This is a genomic window from Bradyrhizobium sp. (assembly GCF_035935975.1).
Taxonomy (GTDB): Bacteria; Pseudomonadota; Alphaproteobacteria; order Rhizobiales; family Xanthobacteraceae; genus Bradyrhizobium.
This window is the reverse complement of the sequence record NZ_DASYWN010000010.1, coordinates 33134-52986: the sequence shown is the minus strand read 5'-3', so window position 1 is coordinate 52986 and position 19853 is coordinate 33134. Positions and strand designations below refer to the sequence as shown.

The window sequence follows — 19853 nt, the reverse complement described above, 5'->3', positions numbered from 1 at the left end:
GCAGCGAAGCAATCCAGAATCTCTCCGCGGAGACAGTCTAGATTGCTTCGTCGCTTCGCTCCTCGCAATGACGACGTCTCAGACCTAGGGCAATCCTAATGTCAGCAGCCGCACCGCGTTTCCATCGCCTGGCCGTCAACGACCTCCGCCGCGAGGCGTCGGATGCCGTCTCGATGACGTTTGTCATTCCCGGCGAGCTCGCCGGGGACTACGCCTTCGCCCCCGGCCAGTACCTCACGCTCCGTACCATGCTGGATGGCGAAGAAGTGCGCCGCTCCTATTCGATCTGCTCCGGCCCTGATGACGGCGAGATCCGCATCGCCGTGAAAAAGGTCGACGGCGGCGCGTTTTCGAGCTGGGCTGCGGACGAGCTGAAATGCGGCGACGAGCTCGACGTGATGACGCCGACGGGCCGCTTCGGCGTGGTCCCGCCGGCGGATGCCGGACGCATCCATGTCGGCTTTGCCGCGGGATCCGGCATCACGCCGATCCTGTCGATCGTGAAGGGCATCCTGGCTCGCGAGCCGGGCAGTCGCTTCTTCCTGTTCTACGGCAACCGTGCGACCGACAACATCATGTTTCTCGAGGCGCTCGAGGAGCTGAAAGACCGCTTCATCGATCGCCTCTCGATCTTCCACGTCATCTCCGGCGAGGAGCAGGACATCCCGATCCTGCATGGCCGGCTCGACGGCGACAAGGTGAGGGTGCTGCTGCGTTCGCTGGTGCCGGCGGCCAGCGTCGATCATGTCTTCATCTGCGGCCCGTCAGGCATGAGCGAGGACATCGAGGCGACTTGCCGCGATCTCGGCATCGCGGACGAGTGCGTCCATGTCGAGCGCTTTGTCTCCGAGTTCGGCGGCAAGCCGCGGCCGAAGAAGGTTGTCGCACCCGATGCGCCGCCGAAGGCCATCGCCTCGCTGATCATCGACGGCAAGCGCCGCGACGTGCCGGTCGCCGAGGACGAGGCCATCCTCGATGCAGCGCTGCGCGCCGGCGTCGATCTGCCCTTCGCCTGCAAGGGCGGGATGTGTTCGACCTGCCGCGCAAAACTGGTCGAGGGCGAGGCGCCGATGGACATCAACTATTCGCTGGAACCCTGGGAGCTGAAGGCCGGTTTTGTGCTCACCTGCCAGGCCAAGCCGTCATCCGAGCGGGTCGTGGTCGATTATGACCATGTCTGATCAGGCGTCTTGCTGCTCCGCAATGCAAATGCGTCGCATGATTTGACAGTGTCGGCCAACCAGAACAACATCATGAGCAAAAATTTCGCCGGGAGAAGCGCGTGAACGTCAAAGCCGCCCTGTCGCCTGAGGATGTTGCCCGCGCCTGCGCTGAGGCGATGTGGACGGAGGACGATGCCTCCAAAGGTCTCGGCATGGAGATCATCGAAATCGGCCCAGGCTTTGCGACGCTCGCCATGACGGTGCGGCCGGACATGGTCAACGGCCAGCGTATCGCGCATGGCGGATTCATCTTCACGCTCGCCGATTCCGCCTTCGCCTTTGCGTGCAACTCGCACAATGACCGCGTCGTCGCGGCGCAAGGACAGATCACCTTCATCAAGCCGGGCAAGCTCGGCGACCGCCTGGTTGCGAAGGCGCGGGAAGTGACCTGCGGCGGCCGCTCCGGCATTTACGACGTGTGCGTTACCGTCGGTGATACCGTCATCGCGGAATTCCGCGGGCATTCACGTGTCATTCCCGGCACGTGGCTGCCTGTGCAAGGTCAATAAGACCAACAAGAAGAACAAACCAATGTTGTGGGGAAACGAGGATGGCTCTGACGAGGCTCAAGGAAGGTGGCAATTCCTATAGTGCCGAGATGGACGCGCACGAGCGCGCGTCGCGCGACGAGATCATGGCACTGCAGAAGCAGCGGCTGGCCTGGTCGCTGAAGCACGCCTACGACAACGTCGCGCATTATCGCAAGGCTTTCGATGCGGCTGGCGTGCATCCGTCGGATTTTCGCGAGCTCTCCGATCTCGCGAAATTTCCGTTCACGGTGAAGACGGATCTTCGCGACAATTATCCCTTCAACATGTTCGCCGTGCCGCGCGAGAAGCTGGTGCGCGTGCATGCGTCCTCCGGCACCACGGGCAAGCCGATCGTCGTGGGCTATACCCGGCGCGACATCGACACCTGGTCGGACGTGATGGCGCGCTCGATCCGCGCCGCCGGCGGCCGTACCGGCATGATCATCCACAATGCCTATGGCTATGGCCTCTTCACCGGCGGTCTCGGTGTGCACTACGGCGCCGAAAAGCTCGGCTGCACGGTGGTGCCGATCTCCGGCGGCATGACCGAGCGGCAGGTGCAGCTCATCAACGACTTCCGGCCCGATATCATCACGGTGACACCGAGCTACATGCTGGCGATCCTCGACGAGTTCAAGCGGCAGAAACTCGATCCACGCCAGTGCTCGCTGAAGGTCGGCATCTTCGGCGCCGAGCCCTGGACCAACGCGATGCGCGGCGAGATCGAGGATGCCTTCGACATGGATGCGACCGACATCTATGGCCTCTCCGAGGTGATCGGTCCCGGCGTCGCGCAGGAATGCATCGAGACCAAGGACGGCCTTCACATCTGGGAGGACCATTTCTACCCGGAAGTGATCGATCCCGTGACAGGTGCAGTTCTCCCTGATGGCGAGAAGGGTGAGCTGGTCTTCACCTCGCTCACCAAGGAAGCCTTTCCCGTGATCCGCTATCGCACCCGCGACTTGACGCGGTTGCTGCCGGGCACGGCGCGGCCGGGCATGCGGCGGATGGAAAAGGTGACGGGGCGCTCGGACGACATGATCATCCTGCGCGGCGTCAACCTGTTCCCGACCCAGATCGAGGAGGTGCTGCTCGCCACCGACTGGTGCGGCGGCCACTTCATCCTGGAGCTGACCCGCGAAGGCCGCATGGACGAGCTGACCATCATTGCCGAGGCGCGGCCCGAGAGCTGGGACGGACGGGGTCTCGTCGACCATGCCGACCGGATCTCGACCCACATCAAGAACACCATCGGGATCAGCTCCCGGGTCCAGGTGGTCGCGCCCGCCACGCTGGAGCGCTCGCTCGGCAAGGCCAAGCGGCTCTACGACAAGCGGCCCAAAGATTAGCTCCCGGATTGACTTGACCGCCCCCAAAGGCGACAACGCCCGCGAGAAATCGCGGGTCTTATCCATGTCGCCAGCCGATACCAAAACCGTCGAAGCGCGCTGCGTTCGCCTCAATGCCAAGGCCGAGAATGCCGCCGCGGTCACGCCAGTCGTCGAGCATCGCACGCTCACCCGCGGTCCGAACGATCTCCTGATCGAGGTGAAGGCTGCCGCCGTCAATCCGTCCGACGTGAAGGCCGCAACCGGGCTGATGCCCTATGCCGTGTTCCCGCGTACGCCGGGCCGCGACTACGCCGGCGTGGTGATCGATGGCCCTGCCGTCACGATCGGGCGCGAGGTGTTCGGCTCCTCCGGTGATCTCGGTATTCGCCGCGACGGGACCCACGCCAGCCATCTCGTCGTCGAGGCCGATGCTGTGGTGGAGAAGCCGAAGACGGTGTCGTGGGAGGAAGCGGCCGGTATCGGCGTGCCCTTCGTCACCGCGATGGAAGGTTTTCGCCGCGCCGGCATTCCGAAGCCCGGCGAAACCGTTCTGGTGTTCGGCGTCAACGGCAAGGTCGGCCAGGCCGCGGTGCAGATCGCGACCTGGCAAGGCGCGCGCGTCGTCGGCGTGGTGCGCAAGGCGGAGGCCTACGAAGGCCACAGCAATGCGCCGATCGAGGTGATCGATGCCTCGGCAACGGATGTCGCCACGCGCGCGCGCGAACTGACCGGCGGCAAGGGCGCCGACATCGTCTTCAACACGGTCGGCGATCCCTATTTCCTGGCAGCGCACAAGTCGCTAGCGCTCCGCGGTCGTCAGATCCTGATCGCCGCAATCGACCGCATCGTGCAGTTCAACATCCTCGAATTCTACCGCGGCCAGCACACCTATGTCGGCATCGACACGCTCGGACTGTCGTCGGCCGCGACCGGCGCGGTGCTGCGCGATCTCGGCCCCGGCTTTGCCAGCGGTTATTTGAAGCCGTTCCCGATCAAGGCGAATGCGATCTATCCGCTGGAGCGGGCCAAGGAGGCTTATGTTGCTGTCGCCGGCTCGTCGCGCGATCGCGTGATCCTGAAGCCTTGAAACTCGTCATTGCGAGCGCAGCGAAGCAATCCAGAAATGTAATCTGCGGAGGCAGACTGGATTGCTTCGCTGCGCTCGCAATGACGGAGAATGCGGAGAGGTCTAAGAGTAGAAGATGGAATCCACCCAACTCGTCCTCCTCGCAGGCCTCGTCATCGGCCTGGTTTACGGCTCCGTCGGCCTGCTCAGCGGCTTCTGCCTGATGAGCAGCATGCGCGGATGGCTGGCGAAGGGGGACGAGCGGTTGGTGCGCAGCTACGCGCTGGCGATCGCGGTAGCAATTGCCGCGAGCCAGCTCCTTGCCGGCAACGGCATGGTCGATCTCGGTAAGTCGATCTATCTGCAACCAACCTTTTCGGTGCCGGTGCTGTTCCTCGGCGGCCTGCTGTTCGGCTATGGCATGGTGCTGTCGAACGGCTGCGGCTCGCGGGCGCTGGTGCTGCTCGGCCGCGGCAACCTGCGCTCCTTCGTCGTCGTGATCGTGCTCGGCATCGCCGCGCAGATGACGCTGAAGGGCCTGATCGCACCGGCGCGCATTGCGCTGGTCCAGGCCTCGCAGACGACGGTCAAGGCGAACTCGCTGCCGTCACTGCTGGCGACGCTTGGTCCCGGCGGGGCGGTTTCGCGTGCGCTGGCCGCAGCGGCGATCGTCGTCGCGCTGGTCCTGTTTGCCTTCGCGCATCCGGCGTTCCGCCGATCGCCGGGCCAGATCGCGGCGGGCGTCATCGTCGGCCTTCTCGTCGCCGGCGGCTGGTACGTCACCGGCTATCTCGGCGCCGATGATTTCAACCCCGTGCCGGTGACGTCGCTCACCTTCGTCGCGCCGATCGCGGACGCCCTGCAATACGCCATGCTTTCGACCGGCCTGACGCCGAACTTTGGCATTGCGACGGTCGCCGGTGTCTTTGCCGGCAGCCTGATAACCGCGCTCGCCACCGGCCGCTTCCATCTCGAAGGCTATTCCTCGCCCCGCCACATGCTGCGCTCGGCCGGCGGCGCCGCGCTGATGGGGATCGGTGGTGTGATGGCGTTCGGCTGTTCGATCGGGCAGGGGCTGACGGGCGTATCGACGCTCGCGTTGGGTTCGCTCATTGCGGTCGCCGGCATCCTGCTCGGCACGACCGCGGGCCTGCGCGGCAGCTTGCGCGTTCAGCCGCTCGCGGTGGCCTGACCCCGCAGCAGCCGGTCGCCGAGCGTCGCAAGACCGATGCCGGTGACGATCAGCGCGGCCGCGATGGCAAGGCTGATGTCGATGGGTTCACCCAGCAGGATCGCTGCGCTGGCGATGCCGACCAGCGGCGTGCCGGTGGTGCCGAGCGAGGTCGTCAGCGCCGAGATGCTCTTGTTGACCATCGACATCGCCCAATAGGCCAGCGCCGTTCCGATCAGGCCGGAATACAGGAACAGCAGCACAAGCCGCCACGACCACTCTGCATGCGGCAGGCCATCCGTGACCAGCGCCGATCCTGTCAGCACGATCGTGGCGACCAGCACCTGCCAGATCAGCAGCTGGAGCGGGGAGGCGATCCAGCGATGGGCGCGGATATAGATGATGTTCGCGGCCCACGAGATCGCGGCGAGGATGACCATGCCGGCGCCGAGCACGACGTTGCCATTGGTCCAGTCAATGGACGTCGGGTTCAGGATCACGGCCAGCCCGATCAATCCCAGCAGCGCGCCGGCGAGCTTTGGCGCCGTCAGCGTATCCTTCGCGAGCAGCGGCGCTGCGATCGCGACCCAGAGCGGCGTGGTGTAGCCGAGCACGATGGCCTTGCTCGCAGGCAGAAAGCGCACGCCGGCCGCAACCAGGATAGAGAATATCGTCATGTGCAGCAGCGCCACGCTCAGGACCACCGGAATGTCGCGCCGCTCCGGGATCACCAGATTGTTGCTCAGCCCGAGGATCACGAACAAGCCGGCCAGCGCGATCCAGCTCCGGATTGCCGACGTCCACAGCGGCGGGAGGAACTGCACGAGCTGCTTCGTCACCGACCAGTTCACGCCCCAGGCCAGCACGACGATGAGGAACAGGCCGACAGCCGCGCGGGGTGAGAGGGAGTTCATCGCAGAATCCTTGAAGCAGTGCGGTCCGCGGGATAGCATCCGGGCTGGCACCTGAAAAAGTGCCAGATCGGAAAGGAATAAGGTGCCAGTTTCGGACAACGTGATCGCCGGCCTGATCGACCTCAACCGGGCCGACGACGAGGGGCTGGTGGCGCAATTGACGAGCCAGCTCCGCGGCCTGATCGCGATCGGCCGTCTCGGCAAGGGCCGCGCGCTACCGTCGAGCCGGCGGCTTGCGAGCGATCTCGGCGTTTCGCGCAACACCGTCACCTACGCGTTCGAGCAGCTCGCCGCCGAGGGATATCTCGAGGCATCGCATGGCCGCCGCCCGGTGGTGACGGTCGACGGCGGCCAGCGCAGCGAAGGGGCGACCGCCACTCCGAGCGTGCGGTCCGGAAAGCTGCGGCTCTCGCCTTGGGCCTCGAAGCTGAAGCAGACCGACTGGCCGATGTCCTATCAGGCGCCGCTCAAGCCGTTGCGTCCCGGGCATGGTGATGCAAGAGAGTTTCCGAACGAGGTCTGGGCCCGCTGTCTGCGCCGCAGCGCCGTGCGTGCAGCCAGGCGCGACCTCGGACCGGTGAACCGCACGCGTCTGCGTGAGGCGCTGGCGCATTATCTGGCGACCAGCCGCGGCGTTCGTGCCACGGCCGACCAGATCATGATTTTGCCGAGCGCGCAGGCCGCGCTGACCTTGATCGCGGCTGTGCTCATCACCCCCGGCGACGACGTCTGGGTCGAGGATCCCGGCTATCCCGGCGCCGCGGCGGCCTTCCGCGCGTCCGGCGCGTGCGTGGCCGGCATGAGCCTGGACGAACAGGGCATGCAGCGGATTCCGGGAACGGCCGCGCCAAAGCTCATTTTCATGACGCCGTCGCATCAGCATCCGACCGGACGGCTGATGTCGCTCGCGCGCCGCACTGAATTCTTGAGCTCGAGCAGGCCCGGAAAGACCTGGATCGTGGAGGACGATTACGACGGCGAGTTTCACTATGACAGCCGGCCGGTGCCGGCCTTACAGGGGCTCGACGCCCATGATCGCGTGTTCTATGTCGGCACCTTCTCGAAGGCGATGACGTCGGATATCCGGCTCGGCTATCTCGTCGTGCCCCCGGCGCTGGTCGGCACATTCGAGATCGCACAGCGGCATATCGGGCTGATCGCGTCCAGCCACATCCAGGAAGCGCTCGCCGAGTTCATCGCCGACGGGCATTTCCTCGCGCATCTGCGCCGGATGCGCCGGCTCTACCACGCGCGCCGCGATCATCTCGTCGAAGGATTGCAACGTCATCTCGGCGAGATGCTCTCCGTCGAGGTGCCCTTGGGTGGCATCCAGCTTGTTGCGCGCCTCAAGCGCGGTCGCGCGGATCAGGCGGCGGTCAAGCGGCTGGTTGAGGTCGGCGTGGAGACGCGGGCTTTATCCAGCCTCGCGCTGGATCAGCCGCGCGATTACGGTCTGCTGCTCGGCTTTGCGGCCTGGCGCGAGAGCGAGATCAGCGCGGCGCTACGGACGATGGCGGCGTGTTTTTAGAGCATGATCCGGAAAAGTGTGAAGCGGTTTTCCGACAAGATCATGCTCAAACAATAACGCGCTAGTCCACGGCCTTCGTGACGATGCGGATTTCCGAGGTCAGCGTCCGGTGCACCGGGCACTTGTCGGCGATCTCCATCAGCTTCTTGCGCTGCTCGGCATCGAGCGCGCCGTCCATCGCGATGTCGCGCTCTATCTGGTCGAGCATGCCGTCGCGTGTCTCGCACTCCGCGCAGTCCTTGGCGTAGATCTTCGAATGCTTCAGCGTGACCGTGACGCGGTCGAGCGGCAGCGATTTGCGGTCGGCATAGAGGCGCATGGTCATGGAGGTGCAGGCACCGAGGCCCGCGAGCAGGAAATCATAGGGGCCAGGACCGGCATCCTCGCCGCCGGCAGCCTTCGGCTCGTCCGCCACGAGATGATGCGGCCCGACCGTGATGATCTGGTTGAACTTGCTCTTGCGGGTCTCCTGCACCACGACCCTGCGCGGCTCGTCCGGGACACCCGTGGTATTCGCAGGCTTTGCCGTATCGATGTAGCGGCTGGCCCAGGCGACGATCACGTCCGCTGCGTAGAGCGCGTCGGCCGGCTTGGTCAGCAGATGATCGGCATGATCGAGCGAGACGAAGCTCTTGGGGTGTTTTGCCGTAACGAAGATCTTGGTCGAATTGTCGATGCCGACGGTGTCGTCGACGGGCGACTGCATGATCAGCAGCGCTTTATGCAGCCCGGTGATGTCCTTCATCAGCTCGTGCTCGGCGACGTCGTCGAGGAATTCACGCTTGATCCGGAACGGGCGCCCAGCGAGCGAGACTTCGACCTCGCCCTGCGCGCGGATGTTGTCGATATGCTCCTTGAAAAGACCGGTGACGTGGACGGGATCGGACGGCGCCGCGATGGTCGCGACCGCCCTGGCCTCGGGAATTTGCCCGGCTGCAGCGAGGATCGCCGCGCCGCCGAGGCTGTGGCCGATCAGGAGCGCAGGCGCCTTGTGCGTCGCGCGCAGATGGTCGGCCGCGCGGACGAGATCGGCGACGTTTGAGGAGAAGGTCGAATTGGCAAAGTCGCCTTCACTGGAGCCGAGCCCGGTGAAATCGAAGCGCAACACCGCGATGCTCCTGGCGGCGAGTGCAACCGAGATGCGCTTGGCGGCCAGCGTATCCTTGCCGCAGGTGAAGCAGTGCGCGAACAGCGCGTAAGCTGCGGGCTCGCCGTCCGGCAGCTCGAGCGCGGCCGAAAGCTGATGGCCGCCTTCGCCGGTGAATTGAAAGCGTTCCGTCGGCATGGGCTTCCCCTGTTCTCGTCGAGATTCTAATCGTCCGAATAGCGCTGCTCGGCCCAGGGATCGCCGCGGTTATGATAGCCGCGGACTTCCCAGAAACCCGGCGCGTCGTCGGTCACGAATTCGATGGCCTGGAGCCATTTGGCGCTCTTCCAGAAATACAGATGCGGCACGACCAGCCGCACCGGGCCGCCATGCTCCTCCGTCAGCGGCCGGCCCGACCAGCTATGGGCGAGCAGCGCATCCTCGGCGGCAAAATCGTCCAGCGCAAGATTGGTGGTGTAGCCGTCATAGGAATGCAGCACGACGAAGCGCGCATCCTCGCGCGGCCGGCAGGCCGCAAGCAGCTCGCGCGTGGCGAGGCCTTCCCAAAGATTGTCGTAGCGCGACCAGGTCGTCACGCAGTGGATGTCGGAGGTGAACTGATCCTGCTTCTGCGCGGCGAATTCGGCGAAGGTCCAGAACACGGGGTTCTCGATCGCGCCGTAGACATCGAGCCGCCAGCGATCGCGCGACACCGGCGGCAAGACCCCGAGATCGAGCACCGGCCAGTCCTTTGTGAGATGCTGGCCGGGCGGCAGGCGCTGATCCTCGGAGCGCGTGATCTTACCCGTGAGAAAGCGACCTTCGCGCGCCCATTTTTCCTTGGTGCGCGTCAGCTTGCTGTCGGATGGCGTCTCGTCGGCCATGAGCTACTCGTGGCGATGCATCGCGGAGGCGTGCTTGGTGTCGCGCATGGTGGAATAGATGATCAGCGACAGGAAAATGACGCCGGCGAGATAATAGTAGAACCACTCCTCGTGCCCGATGCTCTTGAAATAGAGCGCGATCGCCGGCGCCGTGCCGCCGAAGATCGAGACCGTGATCGCATAGGGCAGGCCGACGCCGAGGGCGCGGACATTGGTCGGAAACAGCTCAGCCTTCACCACCGCGTTGATCGAGGTGTAGCCGGCGACGAACAGCCAGGCGCAGCAGATCAGGATGAAGGCCATGAACGGCGACTTGGTCTCCTTCAGCGTCATCAGCAGCGGCACGGTGGCGAGCGTGCCGGCGACGCCGAAAAAGATCAGCAGCGGCTTGCGGCCGATCTTGTCGGAGATGGCGCCGTAGATCGGCTGCAGGATGGTTGCGAAGATCAGCGTGCCGAAGATCACGAAAGTGGTCTGGTCCTCGGTCAGCCCGACCGAGAGCTTGACGAAGGTCTGCATGTAGGTGGTGAAGGTATAGAACGCCGCGGTGCCGCCGGCGGTGAGGCCGACCACGAGCAGCAGCTCGCGCGGATAGCGCAGCAGATTGGCGATCGAGCCGGTCGGCTTCACCACCTTCTTGGCTTCCTCGAACGCTTCGGTCTCGTGCAGATTGCGCCGCATTACCGCGGCAAAGATCGCGAGTGCCGCGCCGATCGCGAACGGGATGCGCCAGCCCCAGGCCTTGAGCTCCTCGGGCGTGAGGAAGACCTTTTGCAGGAGCAGCAGCACGATGATCGCGGTGAGCTGGCCGCCGATGAGGGTGACGTATTGGAAGCTCGAATAGAAGCCGCGATGCTTGGGATCGGCGACTTCGCTCAGGTAAGTGGCGCTGGCGCCGTATTCGCCGCCGAGGCTGAGACCCTCGATCACGCGGGCGAGCGCCAGGATCACCGGTGCGGCAAAGCCGATCGTGGCGTAGGTCGGCGTCAGCGCGATGATCAGCGAGCCGAAGCACATGAAGACGACTGACAACGTCAGCGAGATCCGCCGGCCGAAATGATCGGCGATGTAGCCGAACAGCCAACCGCCCAGGGGGCGCATCAGGAAGGTTGCCGCGAAGACCACGGCGACGTTCAATTGCTGGACGACGGGATCGTTGCCGGGGAAGAAGGCCGGGGCGAAATAGAGCGCGAATGCCGTATAGGCGTAAAAATCGTACCACTCGACGAGATTGCCGATCGAGCCGATCAGGATCGCCTTGATCCGCCGCTCGGCGTCGGCGATGTCGATGTGGTCAGAGGCCGGTAGGGTTGCTTGCTCAGTCACGTCCGGCCTCTCTCCGTTAATCTTGGAAAGGCCTACATCGCCTTTCCAAGCAGAAATGGCAACTGGCGGGGGCCTCTCACCGTGCCCTGGGACCAGGTCACGGTGCCTGCCGGATCGAGCCGGAAATCCGGAATGCGCTTCAGCCATTCCTCCAGCGCAACCTGCATCTCCATCCGTGCAAGGTTGGAACCGACACAGCGGTGGATGCCGAGGCCGAAGGCGGCATGGCGGTTCTCCCGGCGGTCAATCACGACTTTGTCAGCGTCCGGAAACATCTTCGGGTCCCGGTTCGCGGCCGGGAAGGACAGCAGCACCATGTTGCCCGCCTTGACCGGGCAACCCGAGATCGTGGTCTCCTTGACCACCTCGCGGGCCATGGTCACCGGTGAATAGGCCCGCAGCAGCTCTTCCACGGCCGTCGGGATCAGGCCCGGCTCGGCGATCAGCCGCTCGCGGTCGGCCGGCGTCCTGGCGAGATGCCAGAGCGAGGAACCGATCGCGCTCCAGGTGGTGTCGATGCCGGCGATCAGGAGCAGGCGGAGCGAGCCCAGCACGTGGGAGTCCTCGAGCGGGTTGCCCTGCTTGTCCTTGGCGTTCATCAGATAGGAGATCAGGTCGTCGGTCGGCTTCTTCTTGCGTTCCTCGATATGCGCGCTGAAATAGGCGCTCATCTCCTGCACCGCCTGGATCAGCTTGGTCTCGTCCTTGATGCCGAGCTCGAGGATCATGTGGATCCAGTTGATGAAGAGGTCGCTGTCGCTCTCGGGGATGCCGAGCATGTGCGCGATGGCCTGAACCGGGATGTATTTGCTGTAGCGCGCGGCGGCGTCGACCTTGCCGTCGGCGATGAAGCCGTCGATCAGCTCGTTGCAGATCGCGCGCATCCGCGGTTCCAGCTTCTTCATCGCATCCGGCGTGAAGGGCGGCAGCAGCAATTGCTTGGCTGGCTTGTGCACGGGCGGATCTGAGGTGATCGGCGGAGCGGCGTTTCGGGCCACTTCGGGCCGGACGTCGCGCACGATGATGCGGCGCGAGGAGAAATGCTCGGTGTCGTTGGCGATCTCGCGCACCGCCTCATACGTCGTCGGCATGTAGCAGCCGAGAAAGCGTTCCGTATGCACGACCGGGCTCGCGGCGCGCAGCTCCTCCCAGATCGGGAAGGGATCGTCCGTCCATTGCGGATCGGTGTGGTCGAAATCGTTGACCCAGTCGGTCACGGGCGGATGGGCGGCGGGCTGGCTGACGTCGGACATCTCGGATCCCTTGGGGCTCGTGTTCGCTGAAGGCACGCGGGAGGCGGGCTGGGGCCGCGCTACTCCTCGATCACATCGATCGCGATTTCCGGGCAGTTGGACTTGGCAAGCCAGGCCTTGTCCTCGAGGCCGGGTGGAACGACGCCGTCGCCGGCTTCATGGGCGTTGCCATATTCGTCGAGCTCGAACAGCTCCGGCGCCAGCGCCTTGCAGCGCGCGTGGCCCTGGCATTTGTCGGGATCGACGTGAACCCTCAGTCGCTCTGTCATGACGCTTCCCTGGTCATCTGCGCGGCCCGAGAGCTGCGCGCGTTCCTCTTGTCAATCTTATCGACGGCATTTGCCGCCTATTCTAAGTTATATGCTATTACATTCGCGACAGGCTTCCCCTGTCAAGCGCAAACTTATAGGCTTTGCCGTAACATGCGTTCACAAATCGCTCGCAAGCCCGAGAACACCTACCACCATGGCGATCTCCGCGACGCCTTGATCAAGGCCGCGCTGCGCGAGGCGGAACAGGGCGGCGCGGAAGCGATCAGCATCAAGGCGCTGGCAAAACAGCTCGGTGTGTCGCAGCCGGCACCGTACCGGCATTTTGCCGACCGCGAGGCTTTGCTCGCAGCGGTGACGGCGGAGGCGTTCCGGCAGTTCAGTGCGATGTTGCGTGAGGCGATGACGAAGCCGTCAAAGCAATCGAAACTGTCGCGGCTGGCACAGGCGACGCTCGATTTCGGCCTGCGCCGCAACGGTGTGTACCGCCTGATGTTCGCATCCCGCACTGTCTCCTGCGCGACGAAAGGCAGCGAGCTGCACGAGGCCACGCACGAGACGTTCGGGCTTGTGATCGAGGCGCTCGAGGCGCCGGCGGTCGGCTATCTGCGCGAGCGGCAGGCCCTCAAGATCTGGGCGGCGCTGCACGGCGTGGTGATGCTGGCCGAGCAGGGGCTCTTCACCGGCGAAGCGGCGCATGCCACCCGCGAGGAGCTGGTCGAGGACTTTGTGAACGAGACCAAGGCTGCGCTCGCGGTCGCGATCAAGGACGCGCGGCGCCAGAAGAAAGCCGGCGATTAGGGTTTCACGTTCAGCAGCTTCATCAGCTTGTCCACTGCGCTGTCAGGCGTGGTCACGACCGGACGGCCGGTGGCCTCCGCGACCATCGGCGCGGTCGATGCGATGCTGAACTGGGCCAGCGCGATGACGTCGCAATTGCGCAAGTCCCTTGACGCGTCGACGATCAGCCGGTCGTGCGTAATGCGATCACCGCGGTCGAGCGCTGCCAGCGCGCCCTCGGCAAGCTTGGGCACGATCTGGATTGAGGCCGGAAACTCCGGCGGCATCGACACCAGTGTCGGCGGGAAGGTCGAGAGCAGGCCGATCCGCTTGCCCATGGTCACGGCCCGCTCGATCATGGCTTCGTTCGGCTTCAGCACCGGCATCGGCGCATGCGCCTGCGCGACCGCCTCGATGCAGGGGCCGAAGGCCGAGCAGGTGAACAGGATGCCGTTCGCCCCGGTCGCCGCGGCGTAATCGCCGAGTGCGAGAAAGCGTTCGGTCATGGCGTCGTTGAGCTTGCCATCGCGCGCCAGGTCCGCCGACAGGCTGTCGTCGAGCAGGTTCATCAGCCGCGCCTCCGGCCATGCCTGCGCGAACGCCGCCTCGATCGGGGCGATGGAGTGCTTGAGGGCGTGGATCAGGGCGATGCGAGGGGGCGTCGTCATGGAAGGTGACTACCTGGGAGGTCTCGTGCCCCGGACGCAGCGCAATGCGAAGTATTGCGCTGCAGAGCCGGGGCCCATTGTGGCCGCTGGGTCCCGGCTCTGCGCAGCAGCATTGCACGCTGCAGCGCGTCCGGGACACGGGAGACGTTTACTTGAACGGAATGGCGTACATCAAGCCGCCCTTGCTCCAGAGGCCGTTGAGGCCGCGATCGAGCTTGAGCGGGCTCGCCTTGCCGACATTGCGCTCGTAGATCTCGCCGTAATTGCCGGTGACCTTGATCGCCGTGACGAGCCATTTGTTGTCGAGCCCGAGCCGCGAGCCGAGATCACCGGAGGCGCCCAGCAGCCGCTGGATCGCGGGGGTCTGCGACTTCGTCATCTCGTCGACATTGGCCTGCGTGACGCCAAGCTCCTCGGCCTCGATCAGGCCGTAATGCAGCCAGGTGATGATGTCGCTCCAGACCTCGTCGCCGTTACGGGTGAAGGGACCGAGCGGCTCCTTGCTGATGGTCTGCGGCAGCACGACGTAATCGGCCGGGTTCGGCGCGGCGGTGGTCACGGCACCCGCAAGCGCGGAGGCGTCCTGGGTCATGGCATCGCAGCGGCCGCCGAAGAAGGTCTGGTACATGGTGTCGACGCGGTCGAACACCAGCGGCTTCCAGTCGATGCCGTTGGCGCGGCCGTAGTCGCCGAGCGTGACCTCATGCGTGGTGCCCTGCGCGACGCAGACGGTGGCGCCCTTGAGGTCCTTCAGCTCCTTCACGCCGAGGTCCTTCTTCACGACAAAGCCCTGGCCGTCGTAGAAGTTGACCGGGCCCTGGCGCAGGCCCAGCGTGACGCCGCGCAAATAAGTCTGCGTCGAGTTGCGGTAGAGCACGTCGATCTCGCCCGACTGCAGCGCGGTGAAACGATTCTGCGCCGTCAGTGAGACGTAGCGCACCTTGCTGGCATCGCCGAGCACGCCGGCTGCGAGCGCGCGGCAATAGTCGACGTCGAGGCCCTTGTAATTGCCCTGCGAGTCCGGCGCAGAGAAACCGGCAAAGCCCGCGCTGACGCCGCACACCAGCGTGCCGCGGCTCTTCACCGTGTCGAGCGTCGCCGCCTGGGCGACCACCGTCGATGCCGCGAGCACGCCGGCTACGATAACCACTTTCCTCATCATGTGACTCTCCCCTCAGTGATTGACACTACGCAACACGTTGTCGACGGCCGTGCCGAGCTTGTCGACGATCTGGTCGATCTCATCTGCCGAAGCGATATAGGGCGGCGCCAGCAGCACATGGTCGCCGCGGACGCCGTCCACGGTACCGCCGCCGGGATAGCAGCCGAGCCCGTTGGCAAAGGCCTCCGCCTTGATCTTCTGGTTCAGCTTGAGCGCGGGATCGAACGAGGTGCGGCTGGCGCGATCGGCGACGAGCTCGATCGCCCAGAACAGGCCGCGGCCCCTGATATCGCCGACATGGCGGTGATTGCCGAAGCGTTCGGTCAGCCGCTGCTCGAGCTGCTTGCCACGCTGCTTCACCTGCTCAAGCAGATTGTCCTCGCGGATCACGTCCTGCACCGCCAGCGCGGCGGCGCAGGCGAGGGGATGTGCCAGATAAGTATGGCCGTGTTGGAACGCGCCGGAGCCTGCGCGGATCGTGTCGATGATCCTGCCGCTCGCGAGCATTGCGCCGATCGGCTGGTAGCCGCCGCCGAGCCCCTTGGCGATCGCCTGGATGTCGGGCGCGACACCTTCCTGCTCCCAGGCGTGCGTGGTGCCGGTGCGGCCCATGCCGCACATGACCTCGTCGAGGATGAGCAGGGCGCCGTGCCGGTCGCAGATCTCGCGTACCGCCTTGAAGTAGCCATCCGGCGCGGTCACCGCACCGGCGGTGGCACCGACCACGGGCTCGGCGAGGAATGCCGCGACGGTGTTGGGGCCGAGCCGCTGGAACTCGGCTTCGAGTTCGGCCGCGAGCCGCGCCACGAACTGCGCATCGGATTCACCATCGTGCTTTTCATGATAGGCGAAGGCCGGGGTCACGTGGCTGAAGGCGGCCGAGAGCAGCGGCGCGTAGGGCGCGCGCCGCCAGGCATTGCCGCCGGCCGCGAGCGCACCGAGCGTGTTGCCGTGATAGCTCTGCCGCCGGGCGATGAAATGCTGCCGCTGCGGCTCGCCGCGCTCGATGAAATATTGCCGCGCCAGCTTGATGCTGGCTTCGATCGCCTCCGACCCACCACTGACGAAATAGGCATAGGCGAGACCGCCGGGCTCGTGCCCGACCAGCCGCTCGGCCAGCGCCTCGGCCGGCTCGGATGAGAAGAAGGCGGTGTGCGCATAGGCCAGCGTCGAGGCCTGCTTCGCCATCGCCGCGATCACGCGCGGATGCTGGTGGCCAAGGCAGGAGACCGCGGCGCCGCCTGAGGCGTCGATCACGCGGCGGCCGTCCTCGGCAAAGAGATAGACGCCTTCGCCGCCGATCGCCTTGGGCGGCGTTTCGCGGAGCGAACGATGCAGCACGCGGCTGGTGCGAGCGGCCATGGGTCAACCTTTCTCTGAGATATAGGTGGAGGCCGCGGCGAGCCGGGCCTCGGTATTTTCAAGGCGCTTCTTCGCAGCGATGCCGCCGAGCGAGAACGTTACCGCGGCGAGCGACTGCGCGATGGCGATGGCGCCGGTGAGGCTTGGGAAGAAGCCGGGTGAGGACGCCGCCTCGAACAGCAGCACGTGGTCGGCGCCCTCGGCCATCGGTGCCGAGAGGCTGTCCGCGATGGCGATCAGTGTAGCGCCGCCGCGATGCGCGGCTTGCGCGACGCGGACGCTCGCATGGGTGTAAGGCAGGAAGCCGATCACGATGACGGCCTCGCCGGGCCGGAACGCGCCGAGATCGAGATCGTCGGGGCCTGACACGCCGACGAGCTGCACCTGCTCGGGGCGAAACAGCCGCAGCTCGTAGTTCAACAGCTCCGCGACGCTGCGGCAGCTGCGATAGCCGGCAATCCAGATCCGCTTGGCCTCATGCAGCGCACGGGCCGCGTCCGCGATCGGCTGCGCCGGAATACGCGGAAGGCCGGCCGCCTCGGCCGCGAGCTTGTCGGTGACGAACGCGGCATCCGCGTTGGGGCCGTGACGGCGGCTTCGGGCGCGGCCGGAGAATGGCGATGTCTGCGACGGCCGCCGCGCTTCCGTCAGCGCTGCGCGCAGTTCATCCCAGCCTGAATAGCCGATCGCTTTCGCAAGCCGCGTGAACGCGGCGGGATCGGCCCCGGCCTCGGCGGCGAGATCGCGCATCGAACGGGTGGTGGCGTCGTAGTCATTAGCGGCGACGAAGCGGCCGACCTCCTGCAGGCGCAGGGGGAGCGATGGCAATGCAATGCGCAGTTCGCTCAGGGGCGAGGATTTCGCGGGCTCGGCCATGAAACATTTGTTGCATGGATCTGAGTTTGGTGCAACAGTTGACGTGCGCCGCCGGAAATCGCCGTATTTCGAGAAGGATTTTTGTGCTGTGACCGACGATCACCCCAGGCCGCCGCCGCGCCGCAGTTTTTTCGTGCTCGGGCGCAACGAATTGAAGGGCCTGTTCTGGCAGGTTCTGGTGGTCGGCATCGTGGTCGCCGTCGTCGCCTTCCTCTGGTCCAACACCGTCACCAACCTCTCGGCCCGCCGCATCACGACCGGTTTTGCGTTTCTTGGTCGCGAAGCGGGCATGCCGATCGCCGACAGCCTGCTCCCCTACAATCCCCGGGATACCTACCTCTGGGCTTTCGTTGTCGGCATCGCCAACACGCTGCGGGTTGCCGTGATCGGCATCGTGCTGGCGACGGTCCTGGGCACGCTGGTCGGCATCTCGCGGCTGTCGGCGAACTGGCTGCTGTCGCGGCTTGCTGCGGTCTATGTCGAGACGCTCCGCGACATCCCGCTGCTGCTCCAGCTCCTGTTCTGGTACGTGCTGATGCAGGCCCTGCCGGCCGCGCGCGCGGCGTGGCGGCCGGTCGAGGGCGTGTTCCTGTCCAATCGCGGCTTGATCCTGCCGGCGATTCCGGTGGGCTCGTCGCAGCTATGGGTGCTCGGCACCGCCGCTCTGGGCTGCGTGGTGTTCTATTTCATCAGGCGATGGCTGATCGCGCAGCAGATGCGCGATGGCAAGCCGCGCGCGGCGTGGCCCTTTGCGATTGGCCTCATCCTCGCGTTGCCCGCGACGGTGTCCGTGCTGCTCGGCGTGTCCTGGTCGATCGAATGGCCGCAGTTGCGCGGTTTCAATTTCGTCGGCGGCCTGACGCTTGCGCCGGAATATTTTGCGTTGCTGATCGCGCTCGTGACTTACACCTCGGCCTTCATTGCCGAGATCGTGCGCAGCGGCATCCAGTCGGTGCCGCGCGGCCAGTGGGATGCCGCCAATGCGCTCGGCCTGCGCCGCAGCTTCATGCTGCGGCAGATCATTCTGCCGCAGGCGCTGCGCGTCATCGTGCCGCCGATGACCAGCCAGTATCTCAATCTGACCAAGAACTCCTCGCTCGCGGTCGCGATCGGCTACCAGGACGTGGTCTCGGTCGCCAACACGACGCTGAACCAGACCGGGCAGGCGATCGAGGCGATCGCGCTGATCATGGCGGTGTTCCTGACCATCAGCCTCGGCATCAGCTTCTTCATGAACTGGTACAATGCGCGCATCGCGCTGGTGGAGCGCTGATGATGACTGTGATCGCCGACATCCCCGATGCACCGCGCGCGGCCCGTCGTCCGCAGATTGGCAATCCGGTGCTGCGCTGGCTGCGCACCAATTTGTTCTCTTCGATCCCGAACAGCATCCTTACGATCGTGCTGCTGGCAGTGCTCGCCAAGGGCATCTTCAGCTTCGTGCAGTGGGGTATCGCCAATGCAGTCTGGCTCACGCCAGCGAATGACTCCAGTGCCTGCAAAGCGGTGCGCGGCCTCGGCGCCTGCTGGGCGATCATTCCCGAAAAATATCGCTTCATCCTGTTCGGCACCTATCCCTTCGACGAGCAGTGGCGGCCGGCGTTGTCGGTGGTGCTGTTCATCGCGTTGTTCTTTCTCTCCACCCGCCGCGCCCTGTGGCGGCGCGAGCTGGCCTTTCTCTGGATCGGCGCGCTGGCGCTGATCAGCATGCTGATGTGGGGCGGGGTATTCGGGCTTTCCTTCGTCTCGCAGGACCGCTGGGGCGGCCTGCCGGTGACGCTGATCCTGGCGACGTTCGGATTGGCGTTCGGCTTCCCGCTCGGCATCCTCGTGGCGCTCGGCCGGCGTTCAAAGCTGCCGGCGATCCGCTCGCTCAGCGTGCTCTATGTCGAGCTGATCCGCGGCGTGCCGCTGGTGAGCCTGTTGTTTATGGCGAGCGTGATGTTTCCGCTGTTCATGCCCAGCGGCTTCAACATCGACAAGCTGCTGCGCGCGCAGATCGCGATCATCCTGTTCGCGGGGGCCTATCTTGCCGAGGTCATCCGCGGCGGCCTCCAGGCCGTGCCGCGCGGGCAGTATGAAGCCGCCGATGCGCTCGGGCTGTCCTACTGGCGCAAGCACCGGCTGATCGTCCTGCCGCAGGCAATCCGCCATGTTATCCCGCCGCTGGTGAACACGTTCATCGCGTTCTTCAAGGATACGAGCCTCGTCCTGATCATCGGCATCTTCGACCTGCTGACGACGGCGAAGACCGCGATCATCGATCCCGCCTGGCAGCAATTCTCCGTCGAAGTCTACATCTTCGTCGCCGCGATCTATTTCATGTTCTGCTTCGCGATGTCGCGCTACAGCCGTAGTCTCGAAGTTCACACTGTCTCGAGGTAATCCGGGCGCACGAAATGTTTATGCCTCGCCTATGA

19 protein-coding genes are annotated in these 19853 nt (G+C 65.1%); 9 read left to right on the top strand and 10 right to left on the bottom strand.

The genetic code is table 11. The features are described 5' to 3' along the window. Window positions 1-98: 98 nt before the first annotated feature. From paaE to VGR99_RS03935, 5 genes are all read left to right on the top strand, one after another. A complete protein-coding gene (gene paaE, locus VGR99_RS03955) occupies window positions 99-1181 on the top strand; it encodes a 1,2-phenylacetyl-CoA epoxidase subunit PaaE (RefSeq protein WP_326896996.1) in 1083 nt (360 codons plus the stop codon). A gap of 101 nt (window positions 1182-1282) precedes the next feature. After that, window positions 1283-1732: a hydroxyphenylacetyl-CoA thioesterase PaaI gene (paaI, locus tag VGR99_RS03950; RefSeq protein ID WP_326896995.1), complete on the top strand. Its 450-nt coding sequence runs from the start codon at window positions 1283-1285 to the stop codon at window positions 1730-1732. 41 nt (window positions 1733-1773) lie between these two features. Beyond that, the gene (gene paaK, locus VGR99_RS03945) at window positions 1774-3105 is read left to right on the top strand and encodes a phenylacetate--CoA ligase PaaK (protein ID WP_326896994.1); all 1332 of its coding nucleotides are present in this window, start codon (window positions 1774-1776) and stop codon (window positions 3103-3105) included. A gap of 64 nt (window positions 3106-3169) precedes the next feature. Beyond that, complete coding sequence (locus VGR99_RS03940) at window positions 3170-4174, top strand: zinc-binding alcohol dehydrogenase family protein (RefSeq protein WP_326896993.1); 1005 nt, start codon at window positions 3170-3172, stop codon at window positions 4172-4174. 115 nt (window positions 4175-4289) lie between these two features. After that, entirely contained in the window at window positions 4290-5345 is a 1056-nt protein-coding gene (locus VGR99_RS03935) for a YeeE/YedE family protein (RefSeq protein ID WP_326896992.1), read from the top strand. On the opposite strand, the gene VGR99_RS03930 is transcribed toward VGR99_RS03935, so the two are convergent. Continuing rightward, window positions 5324-6238, bottom strand: a complete 915-nt coding sequence (locus tag VGR99_RS03930) for a DMT family transporter (RefSeq protein ID WP_326896991.1) — start codon at window positions 6236-6238, stop codon at window positions 5324-5326. The two genes, VGR99_RS03935 and VGR99_RS03930, sit on opposite strands and share 22 nt — an antisense overlap. A 100-nt stretch (window positions 6239-6338) precedes the next feature. Between VGR99_RS03930 and VGR99_RS03925 the strand changes: the two genes are divergently transcribed. Then, window positions 6339-7766 carry a PLP-dependent aminotransferase family protein gene (locus VGR99_RS03925; RefSeq protein ID WP_414645085.1) on the top strand — a complete coding sequence of 476 codons (1428 nt, stop codon included), beginning with the start codon at window positions 6339-6341 and terminating at the stop codon, window positions 7764-7766. A gap of 61 nt (window positions 7767-7827) precedes the next feature. On the opposite strand, the gene VGR99_RS03920 is transcribed toward VGR99_RS03925, so the two are convergent. Genes VGR99_RS03920 through VGR99_RS03900 form a run of 5 tightly spaced genes read right to left on the bottom strand, consistent with a single transcriptional unit; the run spans window position 7828 to window position 12585 of the window. Then, a complete protein-coding gene (locus VGR99_RS03920) occupies window positions 7828-9051 on the bottom strand; it encodes a bifunctional alpha/beta hydrolase/OsmC family protein (protein WP_326896989.1) in 1224 nt (407 codons plus the stop codon). Window positions 9052-9077: 26 nt separating this feature from the next. After that, window positions 9078-9737 carry a sulfite oxidase-like oxidoreductase gene (locus VGR99_RS03915; RefSeq protein WP_326896988.1) on the bottom strand — a complete coding sequence of 220 codons (660 nt, stop codon included), beginning with the start codon at window positions 9735-9737 and terminating at the stop codon, window positions 9078-9080. Between the two features lie 3 nt (window positions 9738-9740). Then, complete coding sequence (locus tag VGR99_RS03910; protein WP_326896987.1) at window positions 9741-11063, bottom strand: MFS transporter; 1323 nt, start codon at window positions 11061-11063, stop codon at window positions 9741-9743. Window positions 11064-11095: 32 nt separating this feature from the next. Continuing rightward, a complete protein-coding gene (locus tag VGR99_RS03905; protein ID WP_326896986.1) occupies window positions 11096-12316 on the bottom strand; it encodes a cytochrome P450 in 1221 nt (406 codons plus the stop codon). 59 nt (window positions 12317-12375) lie between these two features. After that, the gene (locus tag VGR99_RS03900; protein WP_027558597.1) at window positions 12376-12585 is read right to left on the bottom strand and encodes a ferredoxin; all 210 of its coding nucleotides are present in this window, start codon (window positions 12583-12585) and stop codon (window positions 12376-12378) included. A 153-nt stretch (window positions 12586-12738) separates the two neighbouring features. On the opposite strand from VGR99_RS03900, the gene VGR99_RS03895 reads away from it, so the two are divergent. After that, window positions 12739-13386, top strand: coding sequence for a TetR/AcrR family transcriptional regulator (locus tag VGR99_RS03895; protein ID WP_326896985.1), 648 nt, complete (start codon window positions 12739-12741; stop codon window positions 13384-13386). On the opposite strand, the gene VGR99_RS03890 is transcribed toward VGR99_RS03895, so the two are convergent. The 4 genes from VGR99_RS03890 to VGR99_RS03875 all read right to left on the bottom strand — a co-directional run bounded on the left by VGR99_RS03890 (window position 13383) and on the right by VGR99_RS03875 (window position 17433). Next, the gene (locus VGR99_RS03890; protein ID WP_326896984.1) at window positions 13383-14033 is read right to left on the bottom strand and encodes an aspartate/glutamate racemase family protein; all 651 of its coding nucleotides are present in this window, start codon (window positions 14031-14033) and stop codon (window positions 13383-13385) included. The genes VGR99_RS03895 and VGR99_RS03890 overlap by 4 nt on opposite strands. A 148-nt stretch (window positions 14034-14181) precedes the next feature. Continuing rightward, a complete protein-coding gene (locus VGR99_RS03885; RefSeq protein WP_326896983.1) occupies window positions 14182-15195 on the bottom strand; it encodes an amino acid ABC transporter substrate-binding protein in 1014 nt (337 codons plus the stop codon). 12 nt (window positions 15196-15207) lie between these two features. Next, window positions 15208-16557, bottom strand: coding sequence for an aspartate aminotransferase family protein (locus tag VGR99_RS03880; RefSeq protein ID WP_326896982.1), 1350 nt, complete (start codon window positions 16555-16557; stop codon window positions 15208-15210). A 3-nt stretch (window positions 16558-16560) separates the two neighbouring features. Continuing rightward, window positions 16561-17433: a MurR/RpiR family transcriptional regulator gene (locus VGR99_RS03875; RefSeq protein WP_326896981.1), complete on the bottom strand. Its 873-nt coding sequence runs from the start codon at window positions 17431-17433 to the stop codon at window positions 16561-16563. 88 nt (window positions 17434-17521) lie between these two features. Between VGR99_RS03875 and VGR99_RS03870 the strand changes: the two genes are divergently transcribed. Both VGR99_RS03870 and VGR99_RS03865 read left to right on the top strand, forming a co-directional pair. Beyond that, window positions 17522-18706 (top strand): ABC transporter permease subunit, encoded by a 1185-nt coding sequence (locus tag VGR99_RS03870; protein ID WP_326896980.1) that lies wholly within the window; start codon window positions 17522-17524, stop codon window positions 18704-18706. A gap of 2 nt (window positions 18707-18708) precedes the next feature. Next, the gene (locus VGR99_RS03865) at window positions 18709-19818 is read left to right on the top strand and encodes an amino acid ABC transporter permease (RefSeq protein WP_326897210.1); all 1110 of its coding nucleotides are present in this window, start codon (window positions 18709-18711) and stop codon (window positions 19816-19818) included. The last annotated feature ends 35 nt before the right edge of the window (window positions 19819-19853 follow it).

Excerpts from the sequence above, each read along its gene's own strand:
- VGR99_RS03940 (WP_326896993.1), top strand. The coding sequence starts at position 3,170 with ATGTCGCCAGCCGATACCAAAACCGTCGAAGCGCGCTGCGTTCGCCTC.
- paaE (WP_326896996.1), top strand. The coding sequence starts at position 99 with ATGTCAGCAGCCGCACCGCGTTTCCATCGCCTGGCCGTCAACGACCTC.
- VGR99_RS03890 (WP_326896984.1), bottom strand. The coding sequence starts at position 14,033 with ATGACGACGCCCCCTCGCATCGCCCTGATCCACGCCCTCAAGCACTCC.
- VGR99_RS03930 (WP_326896991.1), bottom strand. The coding sequence starts at position 6,238 with ATGAACTCCCTCTCACCCCGCGCGGCTGTCGGCCTGTTCCTCATCGTC.
- VGR99_RS03915 (WP_326896988.1), bottom strand. The coding sequence starts at position 9,737 with ATGGCCGACGAGACGCCATCCGACAGCAAGCTGACGCGCACCAAGGAA.
- VGR99_RS03920 (WP_326896989.1), bottom strand. The coding sequence starts at position 9,051 with ATGCCGACGGAACGCTTTCAATTCACCGGCGAAGGCGGCCATCAGCTT.
- VGR99_RS03900 (WP_027558597.1), bottom strand. The coding sequence starts at position 12,585 with ATGACAGAGCGACTGAGGGTTCACGTCGATCCCGACAAATGCCAGGGC.
- VGR99_RS03865 (WP_326897210.1), top strand. The coding sequence starts at position 18,709 with ATGACTGTGATCGCCGACATCCCCGATGCACCGCGCGCGGCCCGTCGT.
- VGR99_RS03935 (WP_326896992.1), top strand. The coding sequence starts at position 4,290 with ATGGAATCCACCCAACTCGTCCTCCTCGCAGGCCTCGTCATCGGCCTG.
- VGR99_RS03905 (WP_326896986.1), bottom strand. The coding sequence starts at position 12,316 with ATGTCCGACGTCAGCCAGCCCGCCGCCCATCCGCCCGTGACCGACTGG.
- VGR99_RS03875 (WP_326896981.1), bottom strand. The coding sequence starts at position 17,433 with ATGGCCGAGCCCGCGAAATCCTCGCCCCTGAGCGAACTGCGCATTGCA.
- VGR99_RS03880 (WP_326896982.1), bottom strand. The coding sequence starts at position 16,557 with ATGGCCGCTCGCACCAGCCGCGTGCTGCATCGTTCGCTCCGCGAAACG.
- VGR99_RS03885 (WP_326896983.1), bottom strand. The coding sequence starts at position 15,195 with ATGATGAGGAAAGTGGTTATCGTAGCCGGCGTGCTCGCGGCATCGACG.
- paaK (WP_326896994.1), top strand. The coding sequence starts at position 1,774 with ATGGCTCTGACGAGGCTCAAGGAAGGTGGCAATTCCTATAGTGCCGAG.
- VGR99_RS03895 (WP_326896985.1), top strand. The coding sequence starts at position 12,739 with ATGCGTTCACAAATCGCTCGCAAGCCCGAGAACACCTACCACCATGGC.